This is a genomic window from Pseudomonas sp. NFPP04 (genome assembly GCF_900113815.1).
Taxonomy (GTDB): domain Bacteria; phylum Pseudomonadota; class Gammaproteobacteria; order Pseudomonadales; family Pseudomonadaceae; genus Aquipseudomonas; species Aquipseudomonas extremorientalis.
Map to the genome: position 1 here is coordinate 92,811 of NZ_FOQS01000004.1, position 23,584 is coordinate 116,394.

At 60.6% G+C, this 23,584-nt stretch carries 18 protein-coding genes and 1 pseudogene; 12 read left to right on the forward strand and 7 right to left on the reverse strand.

The genetic code is table 11. The features are described from left to right. Positions 1 to 160: 160 nt before the first annotated feature. Both BM017_RS10185 and BM017_RS10190 read right to left on the reverse strand, forming a co-directional pair. On the reverse strand, positions 161 to 5,599 hold the full coding sequence (locus BM017_RS10185) for an AAA domain-containing protein (RefSeq protein WP_092243545.1): 5,439 nt from the start codon (positions 5,597 to 5,599) through the stop codon (positions 161 to 163). Beyond that, a complete protein-coding gene (locus BM017_RS10190; protein ID WP_092243548.1) occupies positions 5,587 to 6,789 on the reverse strand; it encodes a M48 family metalloprotease in 1,203 nt (400 codons plus the stop codon). The genes BM017_RS10185 and BM017_RS10190 overlap by 13 nt, the downstream gene beginning before the upstream one ends. A 204-nt stretch (positions 6,790 to 6,993) precedes the next feature. Here BM017_RS10190 and BM017_RS10195 point away from each other — a divergent pair, with 204 nt between their 5' ends. Beyond that, positions 6,994 to 7,608 carry a dTMP kinase gene (locus BM017_RS10195; RefSeq protein WP_092243551.1) on the forward strand — a complete coding sequence of 205 codons (615 nt, stop codon included), beginning with the start codon at positions 6,994 to 6,996 and terminating at the stop codon, positions 7,606 to 7,608. 107 nt (positions 7,609 to 7,715) lie between these two features. On the opposite strand, the gene BM017_RS10200 is transcribed toward BM017_RS10195, so the two are convergent. Further along, a complete protein-coding gene (locus BM017_RS10200) occupies positions 7,716 to 8,465 on the reverse strand; it encodes an SDR family NAD(P)-dependent oxidoreductase (RefSeq protein WP_092243554.1) in 750 nt (249 codons plus the stop codon). Positions 8,466 to 8,566: 101 nt separating this feature from the next. Here BM017_RS10200 and BM017_RS10205 point away from each other — a divergent pair, with 101 nt between their 5' ends. Further along, complete coding sequence (locus BM017_RS10205) at positions 8,567 to 8,926, forward strand: winged helix-turn-helix transcriptional regulator (protein ID WP_092243557.1); 360 nt, start codon at positions 8,567 to 8,569, stop codon at positions 8,924 to 8,926. Positions 8,927 to 8,986: 60 nt separating this feature from the next. Here the strand turns inward: BM017_RS10205 and BM017_RS29600 are convergent, their stop codons facing one another. After that, positions 8,987 to 9,850, reverse strand: coding sequence for a methyl-accepting chemotaxis protein (locus tag BM017_RS29600; protein ID WP_371322057.1), 864 nt, complete (start codon positions 9,848 to 9,850; stop codon positions 8,987 to 8,989). Continuing rightward, positions 9,845 to 10,624 (reverse strand): annotated as a pseudogene (locus BM017_RS29605) (MCP four helix bundle domain-containing protein); the annotation flags it as partial. The pseudogene BM017_RS29605 and the gene BM017_RS29600, both read right to left, overlap by 6 nt. A gap of 131 nt (positions 10,625 to 10,755) precedes the next feature. Here BM017_RS29605 and BM017_RS10215 point away from each other — a divergent pair. Continuing rightward, positions 10,756 to 11,964 carry a multidrug effflux MFS transporter gene (locus BM017_RS10215; protein WP_092243563.1) on the forward strand — a complete coding sequence of 403 codons (1,209 nt, stop codon included), beginning with the start codon at positions 10,756 to 10,758 and terminating at the stop codon, positions 11,962 to 11,964. Between the two features lie 139 nt (positions 11,965 to 12,103). Beyond that, positions 12,104 to 12,961 carry an SDR family oxidoreductase gene (locus BM017_RS10220; protein ID WP_092243566.1) on the forward strand — a complete coding sequence of 286 codons (858 nt, stop codon included), beginning with the start codon at positions 12,104 to 12,106 and terminating at the stop codon, positions 12,959 to 12,961. A 42-nt stretch (positions 12,962 to 13,003) separates the two neighbouring features. On the opposite strand, the gene xerC is transcribed toward BM017_RS10220, so the two are convergent. Further along, positions 13,004 to 13,918: a site-specific integrase gene (xerC, locus tag BM017_RS10225; RefSeq protein ID WP_092243569.1), complete on the reverse strand. Its 915-nt coding sequence runs from the start codon at positions 13,916 to 13,918 to the stop codon at positions 13,004 to 13,006. A gap of 282 nt (positions 13,919 to 14,200) precedes the next feature. Here xerC and BM017_RS10230 point away from each other — a divergent pair, with 282 nt between their 5' ends. Then, on the forward strand, positions 14,201 to 14,698 hold the full coding sequence (locus BM017_RS10230) for a hypothetical protein (RefSeq protein ID WP_092243576.1): 498 nt from the start codon (positions 14,201 to 14,203) through the stop codon (positions 14,696 to 14,698). 25 nt (positions 14,699 to 14,723) lie between these two features. Here BM017_RS10230 and BM017_RS10235 read toward each other — a convergent pair whose 3' ends face one another. Beyond that, entirely contained in the window at positions 14,724 to 15,521 is a 798-nt protein-coding gene (locus BM017_RS10235; protein ID WP_071488310.1) for a M949_RS01915 family surface polysaccharide biosynthesis protein, read from the reverse strand. 377 nt (positions 15,522 to 15,898) lie between these two features. Here BM017_RS10235 and arnC point away from each other — a divergent pair, with 377 nt between their 5' ends. The 7 genes from arnC to BM017_RS10270 are packed head-to-tail and all read left to right on the forward strand — an operon-like array spanning position 15,899 to position 23,584. Continuing rightward, the gene (gene arnC / locus BM017_RS10240; RefSeq protein ID WP_092243579.1) at positions 15,899 to 16,924 is read left to right on the forward strand and encodes an undecaprenyl-phosphate 4-deoxy-4-formamido-L-arabinose transferase; all 1,026 of its coding nucleotides are present in this window, start codon (positions 15,899 to 15,901) and stop codon (positions 16,922 to 16,924) included. Between the two features lie 2 nt (positions 16,925 to 16,926). Beyond that, on the forward strand, positions 16,927 to 18,918 hold the full coding sequence (gene arnA / locus BM017_RS10245; RefSeq protein ID WP_092243582.1) for a bifunctional UDP-4-amino-4-deoxy-L-arabinose formyltransferase/UDP-glucuronic acid oxidase ArnA: 1,992 nt from the start codon (positions 16,927 to 16,929) through the stop codon (positions 18,916 to 18,918). Further along, on the forward strand, positions 18,918 to 19,802 hold the full coding sequence (arnD, locus tag BM017_RS10250) for a 4-deoxy-4-formamido-L-arabinose-phosphoundecaprenol deformylase (protein ID WP_092243585.1): 885 nt from the start codon (positions 18,918 to 18,920) through the stop codon (positions 19,800 to 19,802). Before arnA ends, arnD begins: the two co-directional genes overlap by 1 nt. Continuing rightward, a complete protein-coding gene (gene arnT, locus BM017_RS10255; RefSeq protein WP_092243588.1) occupies positions 19,799 to 21,454 on the forward strand; it encodes a lipid IV(A) 4-amino-4-deoxy-L-arabinosyltransferase in 1,656 nt (551 codons plus the stop codon). Before arnD ends, arnT begins: the two co-directional genes overlap by 4 nt. Continuing rightward, entirely contained in the window at positions 21,451 to 21,798 is a 348-nt protein-coding gene (arnE, locus tag BM017_RS10260) for a 4-amino-4-deoxy-L-arabinose-phosphoundecaprenol flippase subunit ArnE (RefSeq protein ID WP_092243590.1), read from the forward strand. The genes arnT and arnE overlap by 4 nt, the downstream gene beginning before the upstream one ends. Further along, positions 21,795 to 22,208, forward strand: coding sequence for a 4-amino-4-deoxy-L-arabinose-phosphoundecaprenol flippase subunit ArnF (arnF, locus tag BM017_RS10265; RefSeq protein ID WP_092243593.1), 414 nt, complete (start codon positions 21,795 to 21,797; stop codon positions 22,206 to 22,208). The genes arnE and arnF overlap by 4 nt, the downstream gene beginning before the upstream one ends. Then, entirely contained in the window at positions 22,205 to 23,584 is a 1,380-nt protein-coding gene (locus tag BM017_RS10270; RefSeq protein WP_092243595.1) for a UDP-glucose dehydrogenase family protein, read from the forward strand. Before arnF ends, BM017_RS10270 begins: the two co-directional genes overlap by 4 nt.

Below are 23,584 nucleotides of genomic sequence, written 5' to 3' on the forward strand. Positions count from 1 at the left end.
CGTCTTGTGACGATCAATGTCTATTCGTGGTGGGGCGAGATTAACATGCGGGCGAGGGGGAGATGATGACGTTTCAGCATTAGGGCAGGGGCTGGTGCATGGAGCGTGGGTTTACGGTTTGGGGGTGGACAGGCGCCCGGGGTGGGCGCCGTCCTTTCATTCATGCCTGTTCTTGATAGCCTTTACGCAGTTTCTCCGCGATCAGTTTTTCTGCTTCACGCAACGCGCGTTCGGGACTCTCCAGGGATTTGATCAGGGTCTGGCCCTTGGTGCCGATGCGGCCGAAACTCACCACCACCTCGGCGTAGGTGACACCAATACGCCAGAACTTATTGGAGTTACCTTCGCCATAGATGAACTCGCGCATCGACAGCGCCGCTTCAGGGGTTGCCGGTGGCTCGGTTTCAATCTCGCCGGTTTCCACGGTCAGTTCCGGCGCTGGCAGTGCAGGCGCTTCTTCACCCCGAAGCAGCGCTTCGATGCGCTTGAGTACGTCCTCCGGGTCGCGCAGCCAGTCATGGCTGAGCACGTCGATGATCTTCCAGCCGAAGCTGCGCAATACCGTCGGGCGGAAGATATAACGCTCACGCACGTCAGTCGCGGCTGCCGTGTCGCTGTCAAGCAGCACCCCCAGACTGAAGTATTCACCGCTGGCGTCGCTGATCGCCAGGTCACAGCGGAACTGTGAACGCCCGACATACTCCTGCACCGAATGCCCGCGTTGGCGCAACGCGACGGCGAGGGCGCTGCGCAGCGTGTCCCTGGGCAGGCTGACGGCAAAGGACTGCTTGGCGCCTGGGTTGAGGTTGGCCAGGATGCCCTGGGAGCGTGGCGCATCGCCGCTGGCACTGGCCTGGGCGAATTGCAGGAACGCGCGCAATGCGGCAGCGCCATCGTTGTGGGTATTGGTGATGGCCTCGGACTCAATGCTGGAGACAATCGCCATGCGCTTGCGCGCACGACTGAAGATCACGTTAAGGCGTTTTTCCCCGCCGCGCTGGTTGATCGGGCCGAAGTTCATCAGCATCTTGCCGTTCGGTCCCGGCGCGTAACATATGCTCAGGATGATCACATCGCGTTCATCACCTTGTACGTTCTCCAGGTTCTTGACGAACAGGCCATTGAACTGTCCGGCATCTTCACGCACGTACTCGCGCTCAAGGCGTGTGGCAAAGGCCGAATCATTGCTGGCCAGGTCTTCCAGGGCCTGCTCGATGGCGCCTTGCTGGGCCTCGGAAAAGGCCACGATGCCCAGGCTCAGGCCAGTCTCGCGTTGCAGCAGTTCACGCACCAGATTGGCGATGTAGCGGGCTTCGGCCAGGTTGCTACGGCTGAGGTAGACGCCATCGCTCATCTTCAAGAAGCTGATCGGGCTGTCGAGCAGCGTGTCGGCGCCCTGGATCACGGCCTGGGCGTCGCTGGAGTCCACAGCGGCGTGGGCCGGGGCAGGGCGCTCGATACGCCGGTCGGGAATGGTGATCAGGCGCCCTTCGTAGAACGCTGCGTTGGAGAAACTGATCAGCGCTTCGTGGCGACTGCGGTAGTGCCAGGCCAGCAGGGTGGCTGGCAAGTTGCGTGCGGCCTGGCTCAGCAGGCTGTCCGCATCGAGGTTGATTGAGATCTGTTCCCCGTCCTCCATGGCAATCAGGTCATTATCGTCCTGGTCACCGGCACTGGAGAAGAAGTTGGTGGGTGGCAACTGCATCTCGTCGCCTACCACAATCACCTGCTGCGCACGGCTCAGGGCGGGCACGGCTTCTTCGCTGGGGATCTGGCTGGCCTCGTCGAAAATCACCACGTCAAACAGGTCCGGGGTCAACGGCAGGGTATCGGACACCGACAGCGGGCTCATCAGCCAGATGGGCTTGAGATCGTTGATCACTCGACCACTGTCACCACTGGCCATTTCGCGGATGGAACGATAACGCATAGTCTTGCCCAGCTCATGTTCCAGTTCGCGGCGCCCTTTGGCATAGGCTTTCTTGAACTCACGGGCCGGTGCGTCCAGCTGTGTCACCGACATCGCCGATTGCTTCACATGCTCCAGAAAACGCTGGTGCAGGGTAGCGCTGAGCACATGAGCGTTGTTCTTGAGCAGGCTGCTTTCGGCCTGGCTGACCTGGCGCGCAGCCAGGCTCAAGGCCGGGCCATCGAAGCGGGCCATCTGCGGATTGGCACGGTACAGGCGGGTCAGGTTTTCCTGGGCAATCAACCCGTCCAGCACGGGTTGTGGCAAAGCATACTGTTGCACGACCGCCAGGCAGACGGGATCGGCCTGGTGTAGCTCGTTGAGCAGGGGCAGGGTGTCGGGCAGTTCGTCGAGCTCTTCACGCAGGTCGCGCAGGTACTCGGCCAGCTCGGCCAGGCTTGGCTCCGGGTCGAATACGCAATGCTGGGCAACCAGCTCGGCCAGGCGCGCGATGGGTTGGCGCAGGCTGGCTTCCTGGCGCACACCGGGCAAGCTGCTCGGATTGCCCCGCAGGCCTTCGACCCACTTGCGCAACAACGGTGATGCGCTCAGTTGCTGCAGCAGGGCGTGCAGATTGTGCACGAACAGGTCGATATCCTGGATGCCGTAGCGACCTTGCAGGCGTTGCTGCTCGGCGTGCAGCTCGGCGGTGGCGCGGTGTTCACCGGCCAGGTTGTCGAGCACGCCGCGCAGGCTGGGGCGAATCGCGTGCTGACTGAAGTCGTAGCGGCGTTGAAGTTCGCCACGCAGGCGCCACCAACCGGGTTGCAACCAGCGCAGCAGCGAGCCTTCCTGGCGCTGTACCTGCTCCAGGGCCGCCTGGGTATCCTGGGGCTCAAGTTTCACGCGCCAGTGGCGGGTGGTTTCACGGGCGTTGTGTTGCTGCACGGCCAGTGCCTGCAAGGCGGCCTGTTCGGCGTGCAGCGTTTGGGAACTCGTTGAGCCAGGTTCCAGCAGGTCGAGGTGCGCCGCCAGGTTGGCGCCGGTCAGTTGCTCGGCAGCTTGAGTCAGCACGCACGCATCCGTCAGGCGCGTGTCACCGGACAGCAGGCTGGAGGATGACTCCAGGAACGACTCGACGCTGTCCATCAGCCCACTGGCTTGCTCCAGAAACGCCTTGAGCTGGCCGTAGGCATGCTCGTGGGTGACCAGGCTTGAGGCCAGGTGGCTGAAGGGGTGACGCGCAAAACTGTCGAGGCCGAAGCGTTCCTTGATGGTCTGATACAACCGGCCGGTCAGCTCGTGTTGTGCCTGCCAGTGCCGCCATTCGGGCAAGCGCTCCAGCGCTTCGGGCGGCAGCTGTGCAGCAACGGGTGGCAGCTCGATCAAATGACGGACCAACTCACGCGCCGAGCAGGCCAAGGACTCAGGCACCCCGGCCATCGCCTGTTCAAAGCGCTCTATCAGGCCCAGTTGTTGGCTCAAGGAGGCCAGTGTGGCGTCGCGACGCGCTTGCAACTGCACCGATTGGGCGTCGCCGGCGATCCAGCGCTCATAACACTCGCGCAGGTTGCCCACGAACGCTTTTTTGTCCGTCTGGGAGTCGTGAATCAGGCAACACAATTCGCCCAGTTCACTCTGTTGCAGGCGATGGAACACCACGTCCAGCGCTGCGCGCTTTTCGCACACAAACAATACGCGCAGGCCGCGTGCGGCATAGTCCGCGATCAGGTTGGTGATGGTCTGGGATTTGCCGGTGCCCGGTGGCCCCTGAATGATGAAGTGACGCCCGGTCCGGGCCAGGCTGACCGCAGCGTTCTGCGTCGCGTCACCGGCCACCACGTTCCACTGGTCGGGCAGCGGGATCGGGTCTGGAGTCTGGACTTCGACGTCTCGCGGCTCAATCGAGAACATCCGGTCAAACGCTTCGTTTTGCGCGGGCTCATCGATCAGCTGTGCGTAGTCACGCACCAGCGACATCTTTCGATAGTTGAAGTTGGCCAGGGTCACCTGGGTCAGGTCGATGTCCCAGGCGTAGCGGTGCCCCTGATTCTCGGGCATGGCGAAGGTGCTGTTTTCGGTGCTGCTGGCGACCATCTGCGGATGCTGGTTGCGCAGCAAGGGTTTGGCGCCGACGGCCAGGCGCAACGGTAACTCGCTGGGCAGCACCTTTTGCTGGAACAATTGCAGGCCCAGCGGGCGGTAGTCTTCGCGGTCGTAGCTGAAATCCGGCCTGGCCAAGGGCATCGTCGAGCGCTGGCGGGCGCGACGGCGTTGGAAGTGGTGCAGATGCTGCACGGCCTTCTGGTGGATCAGTTCGATTTGCGGTTTGCTTTGCAGGCGCAACTCGACGCCAGGCTCGGTCAGTTTGATCTGGCGCGCAATGTCGGCGTGGATTTCCTCCAGGGACGTCTTTTGCAGGTCGACGGTTTCCGGCAACTGGATGTCGTAGAGCTGGCGCAATTGATGCCGCAGTACCGGGTTGAACTCAGCCTCGGTCTCATCGCACTGCAACATGAACTGGTCGCGCACGCCCTTTTTGCGACTCAGTTCCACCGGCAGCCAGAGCAGGGGAGTGACGATGCGTTCTTCCGGCGTGTCCTTGAGGTTGTGCCAGCGCATGAAGGCCACGACCAGGCGCAGGTTGCTGAAGCCGAACTCGGCGCGGTCGCGGCGGGTTTCCTGGATGATGCGTTCCAGCGACGCTTGCAACCAGGTCTGGTCTTCAAACCGCAACCATTGCTGCAGGCCAACCGGTTTGCCGCTCAACACCTGCTCGGAGAAGCCACCGAAGGTAGGCTGCCAGGTGCACAAGGCTTCGGGGCGGATACTTTCGACACGCATCACCAAGGGCACGCTGGCCACGGTCAAGTTGACGTTGGCTTGCGTCGGCCGGAAGTACAGCAGGCGATTGCGCCGCGAAAGATCAAACAAGCGATTACGCAGATGCTCCAGTACTACGGTGCGCCGTGAAGCCGGGCCTTCGGCCTGGGCCAATATACGCTCGACATCCAGGCTGGCCGGCTGTTCGCGCCAGGATTCCAGGCGTCGCACCAGTGAGCCGACATCGGTGGCGCGCTCATGGCGGTTCAGCTCGGTCATTTCAACGATCAGATTGGCCAGTACCGGGTTGAGCCGGCCGTTGAGCTGGAACAGGTTACGGCGGTGCCGGGCAAAAGCCTTGAGGTCGTTGATATCGGCGAAATCCAACCCGCACGCCAGGCAGGCCAGCAACTGGCCGAGCTGGAAAATATCGGTGATCTCGTCGTGGTGCCCGAGGCGATGCTCCCAACTGTGCAGGTCGGTGAGGAACACCGGGTGGTCAATGGCCTGATGCGGATCTTCCTGGACTTGCAAGTCGGTCACGGCCACGCCACTTTCCGAATCCCGGGTCAGGCGGACCTTGCCGACGATATTCAGTGCCGACTCTGGATTAGGCTGCACCTGCTTGATCGCTTCCAGCGCCAGCAGTGGCGGGACGCCCTCCGGATTGCGCAATTGCAGCGTGCGTTCCGGCCCTTGCAGCACATCGAGATAACTGAGTTGGGCGACACGTCCCAGTTCATGCAATTGCGCAACCTGGCGCAGTAACGGCAGCGCCAGGAACAGCACATCGTCGATGGGGACGGCGACGCCATCGTGGGTCTGCAGCAATTGCGTGAAATTGATGGGTTGGGTTATCGGTTCCATGTGTCGACCTCCGCTTTGAGCGCGCGAACGATCGGGTCGAGCTCACGTTTGGGTAATTTGATATCGCGCTTGAGCACGTTGATGAAGTCGTCGGTACTGCCGAGCTTCTTGGCTGTGCGCGCCGCGTGCAACAAGGCCTCATCCCGCAGGTCGCGGTCCACCAGGCTCAGGTCGAGCATGATGAAGTGCAGGTATTCGTGGATGCTTGCGTCGACGCGCTCGGCATTCAGCGTGCCCAGGTCCAGCGTGGTTTCGTTGTCTTTCCAGTCGGGAAAGAATCCACGTACCTGATTGAGCACCACCTCCGATTGCAGCACGGAGGTGTCGATGAAGCTGGCGATAAAGCTGCGGGTGAGGGCGGTCAGCTCGACTTGGCCGGTCACATCCAAGCGATAGAGCGACAACGGCCCGCGCAACCGGCCGTGCAGCCAGTTGTCGGTCTCCGGCACCTGCCGCCACCAACTGTCCACCGCCTGGGAGCGCAGAAACGTCTCCGGGTGAGAAACGCCTTGGGACAACGGTGTATCCTTGCCATCCAGCTCCTGGGCCTGCTTCAGGTAACTGGCGGCATCGACGCTGACGATCCCGGTGTGAACCTTGACCAGCGAAGTAATCGACGCTTCCGGCCCGCCGGCCACCAGGGCTGCGCCTCGGTCGGCATAGATTTCGGTGTGCAGGCTATATAAACGCGCGGTCTGTTCCAGGCTCGGAGGCGTATTCATATCAGCCATGGCGTGCTTGAGAATCCGCTCGGCGGTGAGATAGTCGCCACCGTGCTCAGACCATAAGCGGTAGTGGGCCAGCTCATGTCCCAACAGCGCCAGTAACTCCTGAGCGTCGAGCCGTTCAAGAATCGGTCCGTAGAACACCACATGCACTTCACCGGCCAGGTAATACAGGCTGGCATTCATCGCGCCGTCGCCAGCCTGGTAAAGGGTCGCAGGCGCCTGGATCTGCAAGCATTGCAGCGCCGTCTCACAGGCCTGATAGGCCTGCGGGTGGGTCTCGGGGCTCAGGCGATAGGTGTCCCGCAGCAACTGCGCGCGCACATCCTGGGCGTGCTCCTGCTGAACCCCTAGAGACGAAGCCCACTCCCACACGACGGGTTCGTGGGTCTTCAGGTAATCGACCACACGCTGGTGGTAAGGCAAGGGTGTCAGGCTGCTGATATCCAGCGCAGGGGTACTCATCTTTCAAACGTCCTTGAGAGGATACGGCTCCATAGACTGCGACTGTGCAGCAGAGACTTGGGCGGGCATCCCGGTATCAGTAATCGGTAATAGACGCGGAGCATACCTAGGGGGTAGGAAAATTACTTGTGAAAGTGCTTGGATGCCTGGCCAGCTGCAAATGCAGTTAGAGTGGTGATCATTATCTTGATCGCTGTGTGAAAAATGAATGCTCCGCTTTTTGTTTCTCTGGACGGCCCCAAAGGCACCGGCAAAACCACGCTGCTGGAGGCCGTAACGGCAGCTCTTAGGGCGGACAACAAGAAAGTCATCCGGCTTTGCGAGCGAAAAAGCGATCCCTATAGAGGGGAAACCATGGCCCTGGTGAACGAACTTGCCAGAAATCCTTCACGGGATCTGGAATGGGCTGTGTGCGAGCGCTTTGCCGACAGTCGCAGTTGGATATCCCGGAATGTCCTGACTCGGCAGCCGTTGGGCAGCATCATCTTGATTGATCGCTGGTATCCGTCTGAGGCTGCGTTTCGACACACGATTCCATTTGCAGAGATTCTGCAGTTGAACCTGGAGCGAAGCGTGCGAGTACCGGATCTGCATGTCGGTGTTATCACCGCGCCGGGTATTTCATGGGCGAGAGCAACGGCACGTTCACGAGGATTGGGCGGCACTGTGATTCAGAAGTATGCAGAGCATGTTGCATGCACAGAGATGTTCGAGCGGGCGGTTGTGGGTCAGGGCTGGGTGTTGTGTCGTAATGAGGGTGCGATTGAAGAGGCAGTGAAGCAGGTGGTTGCTGAGATCCATAAAGTAGCTGAGCGATAAGCCTAGAGTAATACATGATTTAACATAATATACATTATGCGTAATGTCGTATTGCGCAATCAGAGGCAGTGCCCGTCAGATTTCAACGGGCAAAACCCCTGTCATGCTTAAACCTGAGCAAAGCCTCCATCGACAAACATTTCACTGCCCGTCATGAAGCTGCTCTCATCCGATGCCAGGAACAACGCGGCGGCTGCCACTTCTTCAGGTTGACCAATGCGGCCCAGTGGAACCTGTGCCGTCATGTCGTCGATAATCGCTTCCTTCTGGCCAGTGCCTGACAACGCCGAGTCCAGACCTGGTGTCGAGATCGGGCCTGGCGACAGTACGTTCACACGAATGCCGGTGCCTTTGAGATCCAGCGCCCAGCTCCTGGCGAAATTGCGCAGCGCCGCTTTGGTGGCGCTGTACACGCTGAACGCCGCGGTGCCCATCGTTCCGGTGGTCGATCCGGTCAGGATCACGGAACCGCCGGCCTGCATGAGTGGCAAGGCTTTTTGCACGGTGAACAGCGTGCCTTTGACGTTGATGCCGAACGTGCGGTCGAATGATTCCTCGGTGATCGAGCCGATCGGTTGGAAATCCCCCAGGCCTGCATTGGCAAACAGTATGTCAACCCGGCCCTTGGCAGCTTTGACCTGGGTGAACACACGGTCCAGGTCGTCCAGCTTGGCAATGTCGGCCTGGATGGCGATGGCTTCAGGCCCGATCAGCGTCAGCGCCTTGTCCAGTTCTGACTGTCGACGACCTACAATCACCACCTGTGCGCCTTCAGCTGCAAAGCGAATCGCGGTTGCCAGGCCGATGCCGCTGTTGCCGCCGGTAACCACTGCGATTTTCCCGTTGAGCTTGCTCATGATGACTCCAAGAAAGAATGTTGAGGCGCAACTCTAGATCCGCTCTATTCTTTTGAATAGTATGCACCTTTTAGTAAGTACCCTTGGGAGACACCTCAATAATGGCAAATAAGTCATTCAACTGCGGACTTGAGGCTGCCCTGGCGGTGATTGGCGGCAAATGGAAGCCGCTGGTGCTGTTCAACCTGGCGCAGAATGTTCATCGATATGGAGAATTAAGACGCGCGATTGGCGGTGTGACCGATAAGGTGCTGATCCAGCAACTCAAGGAATTGGAGCGCGATGAGATCATTTTTCGCGTGGATTTCCAGGAAATACCGCCCAAAGTCGAGTATTCCCTGACACCGTTCGGGGAGTCCCTGGCGTCGGCGTTGGGTGGATTGTGCCAATGGGGTACGCAGCATATGCAAACGGTAGAGCGCATCGCAGCACGGCGGACGTCTGCCCTCTCCCATTCCTGAGCCCCCTGCCCTGATTGCCAACTCAACTAAATGACTATTTAGTTGAGTTAAATCAATAGGTTACAAATGAAACCGATCAACTGACTGCGAAAGCTTACCGGCCAGGCCGGACAACTCATCCGTTGTCGACGCCGTTTGGCCAATGACGCGACTGTTGTTTTCCGACATGCCCGCAATCATCTCCACCTGGTGCGCAATTTCGTTGCTGGCCAGGCTCTGTTCACCAATGGTGCGGGAGATATCGTTGACCATTTCCGTGGTGTTCAAGGTGGCTTGCAGAATCTCGCGAATCGCCCGCTCCACCTCGGCGGTCACCGCCATGCCCTTATCCACCTGAGCCACGCCCTCCTCCATGCTGGTCACCGCTTCGCGCGTGCTCTGCTGGATACGCTGGACCATGCTGGCGATTTCCAGGGTGGAAGCACTGGTGCGGCCGGCCAGACTGCGAACTTCATCGGCGACCACTGCGAACCCCCGCCCCTGTTCACCGGCGCGGGCGGCCTCGATCGCGGCATTCAGGGCCAGCAGGTTGGTCTGGTCGGCGATCCCCTTGATCACTTGGATAATGCTGAAAATTGCCTCGGACTCCTTGTCCAGCGTACGAATCACCTGGGCCGACTGCTGCGCGGAGCGGGCAATGCCGCCCATGTCGTTGACCACCTGATGAATCACTCGCCCACCGTCCTTGGCCAAGGTCTCGGCCTGGTTGGCCATGTCCAATGCGCGCCCGGCATGCCGAGTGATTTCCTCGATACTGGCGGTCATTTCACTCGCCGCCGCGGCCATGGTGCTGGCCGCCGCACTCTGTTGCTGGCTGCTGCCGGCCACTTCATGGCAGCCGTGGCTCAGTTGCTCGCTCATGCCACTGACGCCGTGGGCGTTGCTGCGCACCACTTCGATCATGCCGCGCAAGTCCCGTTGCATGGTGGCGAGGCTGCGAATCAAGGCGCTGGCTTCATCTTTGCGCCGGGGTTCGACAATCGCTTCGCTCAAGTTGCCCCGCGCAATGCTGGCGGCAATGCGGCTGGCGGCTTGCAATGGCGCCATGATGCTGAGCATCACCCAGCGCCCCTGGGCCAACAGCAGTAAAAGGCTGGCGATCAACACTGCGCCCAGGGTGAAATTGGCGTTGCTGATGGTCTGCCGTGTGCCGACACTTGTCTGCTGGGTGTTGGTCTCGATCAGTTCGCTCAGCGCGGCCATTTGATCTTCAAGCTGGGTGAAAGCGGCATTGAACGTGCCCAGTTCCGCGCGAGCGGCTTCGGGACTGTCCAGCGCCAGGGCGACGATGCGCTCACCGGTGGCGATGTAGTTGTCCAGGCTCGGTTTGATTTTTTCCAGGTTGGCCTTGAGCGCAGCGTCCAGCGGAAGCGCGAGGTTATCCGACAGTACCTGGCGAAAGTGTTCGGCGTGTTCCTTGAGCGAAGCGTTGACCTCGGCCGGTGTGCTGGTGCTTTTGCCCAGGCCCACCAGCATCGCTGACAGCACATCGGCGCGCAGGGCGTCGTGCATCATGTCGGCTTCCATGTGGTTGCGCAGCACCGTCATGCTGACCTCGCTGTCCTGTACGGCATCGCCCATCCGTGAATTGCCCAGGTAACCGGTAAGGCTCATGATCAAAGCAGTGAGCAAGCCAGTCGCTATCAACAACATCAAGCGTAGTTTGATCGTCATGCAAAAATCCCCTTGCCTGGTCATCCGGTTGGGAGCCCAACCGCAGACGCCCCGCTTCTGATGTTATCGGCCACCGTCCCTGGTTATTGAAGCCTAAGTTTGCGGATCTGCGTGGATCCCTTAAGCTGACCGCCCTTTTCCGTGCGGAACCGCTCATGTCTCGACGTATCGCCCACCTCGCCCTGCTACTGGGGTTGATCACCGCCGTCGGCCCTTTCGCCATCGACATCTACCTGCCCGCACTGCCGACCCTCGGCGCGAGCCTGCATGCCTCGCCGGCGCGGGTGCAGATGAGCCTGACGGTGTTCTTCGTGATCGTCGGCGTATGCCAGTTGTTCTACGGGCCGGTCAGCGATGTATTCGGGCGCAAACCGCCGATCTATGCCGGCCTGGTGATTTTTGCCGTGGCCAGTGTCGGATGCGCCTTGGCGCCGACGATCGAAACCCTGATTGCCTTTCGCGCCCTGCAGGCTTTCGGCGCATGCGCCGGCATGGTGATTCCCCGGGCCATCGTGCGTGACCTGTACACGGGGCATGAGGCCGCGAAGTTGATGTCCTTGCTGATGCTGGTGATGAGCGTCTCGCCGATTCTCGCGCCATTGGCCGGCAGCCTGGTGATTTCGCTGTGGAGCTGGCGCGAAGTATTCGCCGTGCTGGCGGTGCTCGCGCTGGCGTGTCTGGTAATGACCATCGTGCAACTGCCCGAAACCCACCCTGCCGAACGCCGGTTGGGCAAGACCCTGGGCAGTGCCTTCAGCAGTTATGGCGCGTTGTTGCGTGACCCGGTATTCATCGGCCTGTCGGTGGTGTGCGGCTTTGGCCTGGCGACCTTCTTCGTGTTTATCGGCAGCGCGCCGTTCGTGTACATCGAGCATTACGGCCTCACACCCACGCAGTTCAGCCTGGCCTTTGCGTTGAATGCCGCGTCGTTTTTCGCCATGAGCCAACTCACTGCGCGCCTCAGTGCGCGCTTTGGCCTGGCGCCGTTGATTCTTTGGTCGGTAGCGGCTGTGGCTGCAGTGATGGCTGTCCTGGCCGTCACTACGCTGTGGGTCGACAGCCTGGCCCTGACCATGGCCTCGCTGTTTATCGGCTTCGGCTTTCTCGGCCTGCTGCTGCCGGCCGCCGGGGTATTGTCCCTGGAGGATCATGGTGCCGTGGCCGGTTCTGCCTCGGCCTTGCTCGGTGCGATCCAGATGATCATCGGGGCCCTGTCCATGACCCTGATCGGGGTGTTCGCCGATCACACGCCGGCGCCGATGCTGATCGGGATTGCGCTGTGCGCCATAGCGGCGATGTTCACCACGGTGTGGACACTGCGGCGCCTGCCGGCTCACCTGGCGAGCGCCCCACCCTCGTCCTGAGGGCGGCCCATGCACTTGAGGTTGGCGTTGCCTGGGGCCAACGCCAACCACTCGTCGGCCCTCGGCGGCATCCGTTACAACTATCAACCGGCCGGCAACTACTAATCCCATAGCCACGTTGGAAACTATGGAGATTGACATGACTGATTACCCTCGCCCTCCCTTCGCCCCCCAAGCGCAGACAGTACCTGGTTCGCAGAAGAAAATGGACCCGTACCCGGATTGCGGTGAACAGAGCTACAAGGGCTCCGGACGGTTGGCCAACAAGATCGCTCTGATCACGGGGGCCGACAGCGGCATTGGGCGCGCCGTCGCCATCGCGTTTGCCCGTGAAGGCGCCGATGTGGCCATCGCTTATCTGGATGAGCACGAGGACGCCAGGGAAACTGCGCGTTGGGTCGAGGAAGCCGGTCGCCAATGCCTGCTGCTGCCCGGCGATATCGCTCAGAAAAGCGTGTGCCACGAACTGGTCGATAAAACGGTCGAGCAATTCGGTCGTATCGACGTGCTGGTCAATAACGCAGCGTTCCAGATGAGCCACGAGACTCTTGAAGAAATCTCGGACGAGGAATGGGTCAAGACCTTCGATATCAACATCACTGCAATGTTTCGCCTGTGCAAGGCAGCGGTGCCGCATATGAAGGCTGGCAGTTCGATCATCAACACCACGTCCGTCAACTCAGACATGCCCAAGCCGACGTTGATGCCGTATGCGGCCACCAAGGGTGCGATTGCCAATTTCACCGGTGGCTTGGCGCAGTTGCTCGGCAGCAAGGGTATACGCGTCAACAGCGTAGCCCCGGGCCCGATCTGGACGCCGTTGATCGTGGCGACCATGACCGATGAAGACGTGCAGAGCTTCGGCAGCGAAACCCCGCTGGGCCGCCCTGGCCAACCGGTGGAAGTCGCGCCGATCTATGTGTTGTTGGCCTCGGACGAAGCCAGCTACATCTCCGGATCGCGCTACGCGGTCACTGGCGGCAAACCTATTCTCTAAAACTGCATCGCCCCCCCTGAGGGGGGGCTGCAATCGTCAACCCTACAGGTCAAACCGGTCCACCGCCTGCCGTCGCTCATTGTCGTCACGCACGTCATAGCTGGCGGTGGTCTGGATATTGGTATGGTGTGCGAGCTTTTGCGCGATCGACAGGTCATGCTCCTCGATCACCCGGGTAATGAACGAGCGACGGAAGTCATGGGGCATGATCTTCACGCCCACCTGGTCGCCGCGCTGGCGGGCGATGTAGTAAATGGCATGTTTGGTGATGCGCTCGCGGGTGATGTGGCTGCCACGGCGGATACGGTTGAACAGGAAACTGTCATCCTGCTCGCCCTCCTTGAGCTGTTCGCGCCGAAACGCCAGCCACGCCTGCAATTTGGCGAACGCCCAGTCCGGCGCGTACTTGATCAACTCCTTGTTGCCCTTGCCGATCACCCGCAGGCTGCGCTCTTCGAAGTTGATCTGGGCCAGGTCGAGGTTGACCGATTCCGACTTGCGCATGCCGGAGCCGTAGAGAATACCGATCACTGCGGCGTCTCGCAGGCCCTGGGGCCGTGGGTCGGCGGCGCAGACTTCCATCATTTCGCGGATCAGGCTGCGCCGCAGGTTGCGGCCCTGGCCCAGGCGCGTGCCGGGTGCAGCCTTGACCGTGCGCATGCGCAACAGGTGCTCCTGGCTGATCAGGTTCAGGCGCCACGCCTCATTCATCACCCCGCGCACCGCGTTCACATACAACGAGGAGGTATTCGGCGCATAACCGTCTTCGCGCAAGGCGGCGACCAGGGCAATGACGTGTTCGGGCTGCAGCAAGTGCCAGTCGATGTCTTCGAGGTTGATCTCCTCGAAGCCCAGGCGATCGGCCGCATCTTGCAGCACGTAGCGCATGGTCAATTGGCTGGAGGGGGCCAGGCGGGTGAGGTAGAGGGTCAGCGGGTTGCGGATAGACTCAGTCAAGCTAGATCAGCCTTTGGTTTAAATACACCATTTAACTGATTGTTAAATCGACATATTTACGATTGAACAGAGCAAAGAAGTCTAGCCCATGAGTGCCGCTAGTACAAAGTACTGAAACGTACCGCGAGGCGGTGCGTCAACGCGTCAGGTACGCGCCGTATTGTCCTATGGCGATAAGCCTAATCACTACCGGTCGAAGCATTTTCCTATGCTGCTTTGTAGGCGCCTTGCTTTATTTTCAGCTTTTCATCCCTGCTCATTCACTCAGACAAAGGTTACTTTATGCCTATTGACACTCCTACCTCGCGTTATGCGAACCCTAATCCCTGGGCTGTCAAGCACTCATCCATTGCTCCAGACAGCCAGCCCCCTGCGTACAACACAACACTGTATGCCCCCTCGTATTTTGCGACGGTGGAAAACAAAGCCAAGGTTGATATCTCCCGGGATGACTTCAACCAGATCAATAAGCAGGTCAATGCTCTCGATAGAAAAATCGAAAAGATAGAGCGATTTTCAACCCGATATCCAGCCGCTATAACAGGCAAAGACACTCAAACATTGCGCCAGACAATGCTCAACCTGCGCAATCATGTAGCGACTGGGAACGGCAAAAGCAATGAAATGCAGGCATTGGCCCAAACGGTCAACAATCAAACGACAGCCATTGCACTGAAAGCGTTACAGGGCGTGCAGAAGAATGAACATGGCACGCCGGCTTTCGCTCAGAATCTGCAATTGCTTTCAGATGTCGAAAATATGCAGCAAAAAAAATACTGATGGTTTTACCTTGAGGCCTTGGCAGCTAGTCGGGCTCAACCGGGCCGTCCTCGGTTTGCGGTTGGCTCCAAGTCTCATCCTGTTTCTGCATCAACGCAAACCATTGGGTGCGCATGAAATCCAAGTACGGAGCGGGCGCCTTGGCAAAGTCCTTCTCATCGCCATAACACCCCGGCAACGGCAACTCGGTGCCCTGCTCCTTGTACTGGCTGACCAGCGCCTGCTGAGCGGCCACGCTGCAGTCCTTGGGCAGCGGCATGCCGCGCAGGGCGCCGGCCTCTTCGTCCCACCAGGCCGCACCGACGCGGTCGACCCCACGCAGGCGGTACTTCTGCGACTTGCCGACGTGCATGATCAACTTGAATTCGTTGGGGCTGACATCACTGGTGCAGGTGCGCGAATAGCCCACGGTGGCCTGGGTGATGCCGTCGCCAGTGAGGTCGGTGACTTTGGTTGCAGCCCGGTCAAAGCGCAGGGACGCATCGAATTCGCAGTGCTGCACATCGTCGTAGAGCATCCACACGCGCTTGGGGCGGTTGCCGTCGATCAGGTACTGGGCCGCATACACGAATGCCGACTGGGTGCCGTCGTCATCGCGCTCGCTGACTTGTTCGGCGAGCACCAGCAGGTTCTTGCCTTGTTTATCGTCCCAGGTATACGCGGCGATCTGCTTGCCGCGCACTTCCACGCCGTCCGGCACCTGGTCGATGCTGGTCAGCGCCACCCCATCATCGGCGCATACGGTGGTGATGCACGCGACGCTCATCAACAACCCCATCAACACTGGCCGCAATTGGCCGCGTAAAAGCTGCACGCTATTCATCCGTTCACCCTGGCAAGAGACGGCTTACTTTACCGGCACTTGGCGGGCATTGCAGAGAATATTCTTTACTGATCACCGGATTGAATAACATCGCGTCGCGCTCGCCCGGACGCCTTGCCTGGCACCTCGTCCACTTAGCTGAACCCTAGCTGTCTACCTGTCAAATAAACGAGTTTTTCATCTGCCTTTCATATCTGTTCCACATTTTTACGCTTAATCTTGGATACAGCACTTCATAGCAAACCGCGCTATATCGTCTAACCTCTTGATTACGTTCTATCTTCAGTGCCGCTTTCCAACCTGCATTCTGGACGTTTGCCTAATGATTGCTGCTGTTTCCACGCTCCAAGTTGCTCTAACCCCGAGGTCATGAATCTTTGAAACCCTACCCTATTCATTGCGTGTCGATCGTTATCCCGGTCTACAACGAACAAGAAAGCCTGCCTGAATTGCTGCGCCGTACCACCGCAGCCTGCAAGCAACTGGCCTACGAATACGAAATCATCCTGGTGGATGACGGTAGCCGCGACAATTCGGCCCAACTGCTGGAAGACGCCGCCTCGGAAGACGGCAGCAACGTGGTCGCGGTAATTCTCAACCGCAACTACGGCCAGCACGCGGCGATCATGGCCGGTTTCGAGCAATGCCGAGGCGAAGTGGTGATCACCCTAGACGCCGACCTGCAAAACCCGCCCGAAGAAATCCCGCGCCTGGTCGAGCAAGCGGCCCTGGGCTACGACGTGGTTGCCACCGTGCGCAACAACCGTCAGGACTCGGCCTTTCGCCGCTGGCCGTCGCGCCTGATCAACCTGGCCGTGCAGCGCTCCACCGGCGTGGCCATGAGCGACTACGGCTGCATGCTGCGCGCCTACCGCCGCACCATTGTCGACGCGATGCTCGCCTGCCGTGAGCGCAGCACCTTCATCCCGATCCTGGCCAACGGCTTTGCCCGGCACACCACGGAAATCCTGGTGCACCACGCCGAGCGGGAACACGGCGAATCCAAATACAGCGCCATGCGCCTGATCAGCCTGATGTTCGACTTGCTGACCTGCATGACCACTACCCCACTGCGACTGCTGTCCATCGTCGGCTTCAGCCTGGCGGCGCTGGGTGTGCTGTTTGCCTTCGCATTGATCATCCTGCGCCTGGCCTTTGGCGCCGACTGGGCTGGCGACGGTTTGTTCGTGCTGTTCGCGGTGTTGTTCGTGTTCACCGGCGGCCAGTTCATCGGCATGGGCCTCTTGGGTGAATACCTGGGCCGCATGTACAGCGACGTGCGCGCCCGTCCGCGCTTCTTTATCGAAAAGGTGCTGCGCAACCAACCGGCAGCACCGGCTCCCGTGGTCGTCGTGGACGGCCTGGTGTCCTCCCATACTTCTACTTCTGCTGATCAGGTCTAATCATGAGTTCAAAAGCTGTTGTATTCGCGTACCACGATATTGGTTGTGCAGGCATTGAAGCGCTGCTCAACACCGGTTACGAAATTGCTGCCGTGTTCACCCATGCCGATGACCCCAAGGAAAACAACTTCTACGGTTCCGTCGCACAACTGTGCGCGCGCAATGGCATCCCGGTGCACGCCCCGGAAGACGCCAACCACCCGCTGTGGATCGAGCGCATCGCCAAGCTGAACCCGGACTACATTTTCTCGTTCTACTACCGCAACCTGCTCAGCGAGGCCCTGCTGGCCACCGCCAGCAAAGGCGCGTTCAACCTGCACGGCTCGTTGCTGCCGAAATACCGTGGCCGCGCCCCGGCCAACTGGGTACTGGTCAACGGCGAGACCGAAACCGGCGTCACCCTGCACCGCATGGTCAGGCGTGCCGATGCCGGCGCGATCCTGGCCCAGCAGAAAGTCATCATCGAACGCAACGACACCGGCCTGACCCTGCACGCCAAACTGCGCGACGCCGCCAGCACCCTGCTGCGCGACGCCCTGCCGCAACTGGCCCAGGGCAAGCTGACGGAAACCGCCCAGGACGAAAGCCAGGCCACTTACTTCGGCCGCCGCACTGCCGCCGATGGCAAGCTGGAGTGGAAAAAACCGGCTGAAGAACTGTTCAACCTGGTGCGCGCCGTGACCCAACCGTACCCAGGCGCCTTCTGCGCCGTGGGCGAACACAAGTTGATCGTCTGGCAGGCCGAAGTGGTCAAGGGCAACGAAGGCCTGGCGCCGGGCCGTGTGATCAGCGTCAACCCGCTGCGCATCGCCTGCGGTGAAGACTCCCTGGTGGTCAAGTTCGGCCAGCGCAACGCCGACGGCCTGTTCCTCGCCGGCCCAGCCCTGGCGGACGCACTGGGCCTGGTCGACGGTTCCGTACTGCGCGGCGCCGAGTCCGGCCGCAAGCCACGGCGTACCCGGGTACTGATCCTGGGTGTGAACGGCTTTATCGGCAACCACCTGTCCGAGCGCCTGCTGCGCGACGACCGTTATGAAATCTACGGCCTGGACATCGGTTCGGACGCCATCGAGCGCCTGCGCAGCCACCCGAACTTCCATTACGTCGAAGGCGATATCAGCATCCACACCGAGTGGATCGAGTACCACATCAAGAAGTGCGACGTGGTCCTGCCGCTGGTGGCCATCGCCACGCCAATCGAATACACCCGCAACCCGCTGCGCGTGTTCGAACTGGACTTCGAAGAAAACCTCAAGCTGGTGCGCTACTGCGTCAAGTACAACAAGCGCGTGATCTTCCCGTCGACCTCCGAAGTCTATGGCATGTGCCAGGACCAGTACTTCGACGAAGACACCTCCAACCTGGTGGTGGGTCCGGTCAACAAACAGCGCTGGATCTACTCGGTTTCCAAGCAGCTGCTGGACCGTGTGATCTGGGCGTACGGTGACAAGGGCCTGAAATTCACCCTGTTCCGTCCGTTCAACTGGATGGGCCCACGCCTGGACCGCCTGGATTCGGCGCGTATCGGCAGCTCCCGCGCAATCACCCAATTGATCCTGAACCTGGTGGAAGGTACGCCGATCCGCCTGTTCGACGGCGGCGAGCAGAAGCGTTGCTTTACCGACATCGCTGACGGCATCGAAGCCCTGGCTCGCATCATTGATAACGAAAACGGCGTGTGCGACGGCCAGATCATCAATATCGGCAACCCGGAAAACGAAGCCAGCATCCGTCAGTTGGGCGAAGAACTGCTGCGTCAGTTCGAAGCGCACCCGTTGCGTGGCAACTTCCCACCGTTCGCCGGTTTCCGCGACGTAGAAAGCAAGGCGTTCTACGGCACCGGTTACCAGGACGTGGCGCACCGCAAGCCAAGCATCGAAAACGCCAAGCGCCTGCTGGACTGGGAGCCGACCGTGGAAATGAGCGAAACCATCGGCAACACCCTGGACTTCTTCCTGCGTGAAGCCATGCTCGAAATCGCGGACAAAAAGTAATGGATGCAGGTCTTCGCATCGACGTCGACACCTACCGCGGCACCCGTGAAGGTGTGCCACGGTTGCTCGAGTCCCTGGATGAAGCCTCGGTGAAGGCAACGTTCTTCTTCAGTGTCGGGCCTGACAACATGGGGCGCCACTTGTGGCGTCTCATCCGCCCGCAATTCCTGTGGAAGATGCTGCGTTCCAATGCGGTCGGCCTGTATGGCCTGGACATCCTGCTCGCCGGCACCGCCTGGCCGGGCAAGCCGATCGGCCGTGACCTGGGGCACTTGATGCGCCAGGCCAAGGCCGCCGGGCACGAAGTGGGCCTGCACGCCTGGGATCACCACGGCTGGCAGGCCAACACCGGGCGCTGGAGCGAGGCGCAGTTGATCGAACAGATTCGCCGTGGCGTCGACACCCTCAGCGACATCCTCGGTGAGCGCATCGACTGTTCCGCCGCCGCCGGTTGGCGCGCGGATGAGCGCGTGGTGCAAGCCAAGCAAGGTTTCAACTTTCGCTACAACAGCGATTGCCGGGGCACCAGCCTGTTTCGTCCAACCCTGGCCGATGGCAGTGCGGGCACCCCACAAATTCCGGTAGACCTGCCGACCTTCGACGAAGTTGTCGGGCCGGTGGTGGCTGCCAAAGACTTCAATGGGTTCATCCTCGACCGTTTTGCCGAGTCGAAACTCAATGTCTATACGATCCACGCCGAAGTGGAAGGGATTCTGATGGCCAACGATTTTCGCCAGTTGCTCGCCCAGGCCGGGCAGCGCGGCATCGACTTCAAACCACTGGGCGACCTGTTGCCGGTGGACGTGACCACCCTGCCCCAGCAACAACTGGTACGCGGTGCGTTGCCGGGCCGCGAGGGTTGGCTCGGAGTGCAACAGGCATGATCCGCCGTTGGGCCTTGCCCCTGCTGCTGTTGGCGTTTGGCTTGTTCTACCTGCTGCCGCTGGCCACCCATGGCCTGTGGATCCCGGATGAAACCCGCTACGCGCAGATCAGCCAGGAAATGCTGCTGACCGGCAAGTGGGCTTCGCCGCACTTCATGGGCATCCGCTACTTCGAAAAACCGGCGGCGGGTTACTGGATGATTGCGCTGGGCCAGGCGATCTTCGGGCAGAACCTGTTCGGCGTGCGGTTTGCCTCGGCCCTGAGCACCGGCTTGAGCATCCTGCTGGTGTACGGGGTGTCGCGTCGGCTGTGGAATGACCCGCGCAAAACCCTGGTCAGCACCGTGCTGTACATGAGTTTTGTCAGCGTGGCCTTGCTCGGTGGCTACGCCAATCTGGATCCGCAGTTCACCTTCTGGGTCAACCTGACCGGAGCCGCCCTGTGGTTCTGCTTCGACAGCACCACCCGCAACGGGCGCCTGGGGTCCTGGGCGTTGCTCGGTTTTGCCTGCGGCATGGGCTTTATGACCAAGGGCTTTCTGGCGTGGTTGCTGCCGGTGTTGATCGCCCTGCCCTATGCGATCTGGCAGAAGCGTTTGCGTGAGCTGCTGGGCTACGGCGTGGTCGCCGTGGTGGTGGCGATTGTCGTCAGCTTGCCATGGGCGCTGGCGGTGCACCGGCAAGAGCCGGACTACTGGAATTTCTTCTTCTGGCACGAGCATATCCAGCGCTTCGCCGGTGACGATGCCCAGCACGCCGAGCCGTTCTGGTATTACCTGCCGCTGTTGGTTGCGTTCTGCCTGCCGTGGGTGGCGTTGTTGCCGTCGACCCTCAAACAGGCGTGGGGGGACAAACGCAGCGCAAAAATCGGTTTTGTAGTGCTGTGGCTGCTGATGCCCCTGGCCTTCTTCAGCCTGGCCAAGGGCAAGCTGCCGTCCTACATCATGCCGTGCCTGCTGCCCCTGGCCTTGTTGATGGGCAATACCCTGGCGGACAAACTGGCCCAGGGTCGCAGCCGTGCGCTGCGCATCAACGGCTGGCTGAACCTGATCATCGGTGTAGTGGCATTGCTCGCGCTGACCTGGCTGCAAATGAAGAAGCCGGTGTACGAGCACGGTCAGGAAACCCTCAGCCTGGTGTTGGTGTTCACCTTTCTGTTTGCCTGGATCCTGGTCAACCTGCTGCAGGCGGCCCGGCCTTTGCACCTGTGGGCCGCACCGGTACTCGGCAGTTGGCTGATGGTGGCCTTGTTGCCAGCTGCCCTGCCGCATTCAGTGGTGTACAACAAGACGCCTGACCAATTCATCATTGATCACCTGCAAGAGCTGCAACCAGCCACGGCCCTGCTGAGCAATGACCTGGGCGCAGCGTCGGCGCTGTCATGGCGCCTGGCGCGCCCGGACGTGACGCTCTACAACACCGTCGGCGAAGTCAAATACGGCCTGGCCTACGCGGACGCCACGCACCACAAGGTGGATACCAGCCAAGTCCAGCAATGGATGAGCGATGCGCGCCAAAAGGGGCCGGTCGGCGTGGTCATGCGGGTCAAGGGCGACGACGAAATCGCCGAAGTCGACTTGCTGCCCAAGGACGGCAAGCGCTACGAACAAGGCAACATCGTGATCCTGATCTTCCCGCAGGCCGCGCAATGATCACCTTGCTGCTGTTACTGGCCGCCTGCCTGCTCACCTGCATGGGACAGGTCTCCCAGAAGTTCGCCGTGGAACGCTGGCGCGACCTGCCGGATGGCTGGGCGCTGAAACTGCGCTCGCCCTGGTTGTGGTCGGCGCTGGTGTGCCTGGGCCTGGGCCTGCTGGTGTGGCTGCTGGTGTTGCAACGCCTGGAAGTCGGTACTGCCTACCCGATGCTCAGCCTCAACTTCGTGCTGGTCACGCTGGTCGCGCGTTTTGTGTTCAAAGAGCACATCGATACCCGCCATTGGCTGGGTGTCGCGCTGGTGATCGGCGGCGTCGTGCTGCTGGGTCGCCAGGTATGAGCCGGATCCAGGGGTTTGCCCTGGCCCTGGGCAGCGTCGGCCTGGTCAGCGCGGCCCAACTGGGCATGCGCTGGAGCATGACGCGCCTGCCGCTGCCCAGCGCATGGCTGGATGCCTTGAGCCAGAACAGCATCGACCTGGGCGCCCTCGGCGTCGTGACCCTGGCGATCCTGGCATACGCACTGTCGATGCTCTGCTGGCTCGGTGCGCTCAAGCATTTGCCGCTGGGCCGCGCCTATTCGCTACTGAGCATCAGCTATGCCTTGGTGTACCTGCTGGCGGCCAGCCTGCCGGTGTTCAACGAACATTTTTCCGTTTCAAAAACCCTGGGGGTGGCCTTGGTCATCCTCGGTGTTCTGGTTATCAACTCTCGTCGTGCTAGCGCCACAAGTCCCAGGAATGCCCCATGAAAATCAGTGTATTTGGTAGCGGTTACGTCGGTCTGGTGCAGGCCACCGTGTTGGCTGAAGTCGGCCACGATGTCATTTGCATGGACGTTGACAAGAACAAGGTCGAGTCACTGCAAAAAGGCCATGTGACCATCTTCGAGCCGGGGCTGGCTGCGATGGTCAAGGAAAACCTGGAGAGTGGGCGGCTGCACTTCACCCATGATGAAAAGTTGGCGGTGGAACACGGCGAAGTCCTGTTCATTGCCGTGGGCACGCCTTCGGACGAAGACGGCTCGGCCGACCTGAAATACGTGCTGTCGGTAGGCGACGCCGTCGCCCGCCACCGCAAAGAGCCGGTGATCCTGGTGGAAAAATCCACCGTGCCGGTCGGCACCGGCGACACCCTGCGCGCCCACATCGAAAAAGCCCTGCACCTGGCCGGCCGGCACCTGGAGTTCGATATCGTCTCCAACCCCGAATTCCTCAAGGAGGGCTCGGCTGTTGCCGACTGCCGCCGCCCGGACCGCATCATCATCGGTTGTGAGCGCGAAGAAGTGCGCGACGTGATGCGCGACCTGTACGCACCGTTCAACCGCAACCACGACCGCATCATCTTCATGGACCTGCGCAGCGCCGAGCTGACCAAGTACGCCGCCAACTGCATGCTGGCGACCAAGATCAGCTTTATCAACCAGATCGCCGAGCTGGCCGAACACCTGGGGGCGGACATCGAAGCCGTGCGCCTGGGCATTGGCGCCGACTCGCGCATCGGCTACCACTTTATCTACCCTGGCTGCGGCTACGGCGGTTCGTGCTTCCCCAAGGACATGCGCGCCCTGATCCACAGCGCCCGGCAAGCCAACTGCTCCAGCGACCTGCTGGAAGCGGTAGAAGCCATCAACCAGCGCCAGAAGAGCAAGTTGTTCGAGCGGATCAAGGCGTTCTTCAAGGGCGACCTGCGCGGCAAGACCTTTGCCCTGTGGGGCCTGGCGTTCAAGCCCAACACCGACGACATGCGCGATGCTCCCAGCCGCGTGCTGATGGAAGCGTTGTGGGCCGCCGGCGCCAACGTGCGCGCATTCGACCCGGAAGCCATGCAGGAAACCCAACGTATCTATGGCGATGACCCACGGCTGATGCTCATGGGCACCCCCGAATCCACACTGGGCGGTGCCGATGCGCTGATCGTCTGCACCGAATGGCAGCAATTCAAGGCGCCGGACTTCGACCTGATCCACCAGCGCCTGAAAACCCCGGTGATCTTCGACGGCCGCAACCTCTACGACGGCGAGCGCCTGGCACGCAAAGGCTTCCAGTACTACCCGATCGGCCGCGGTGATTCCTGCCAGTTGCCGATTCCCCAGCAACAGTGGCTGCCACAGGTTGTGGAAGCCTGA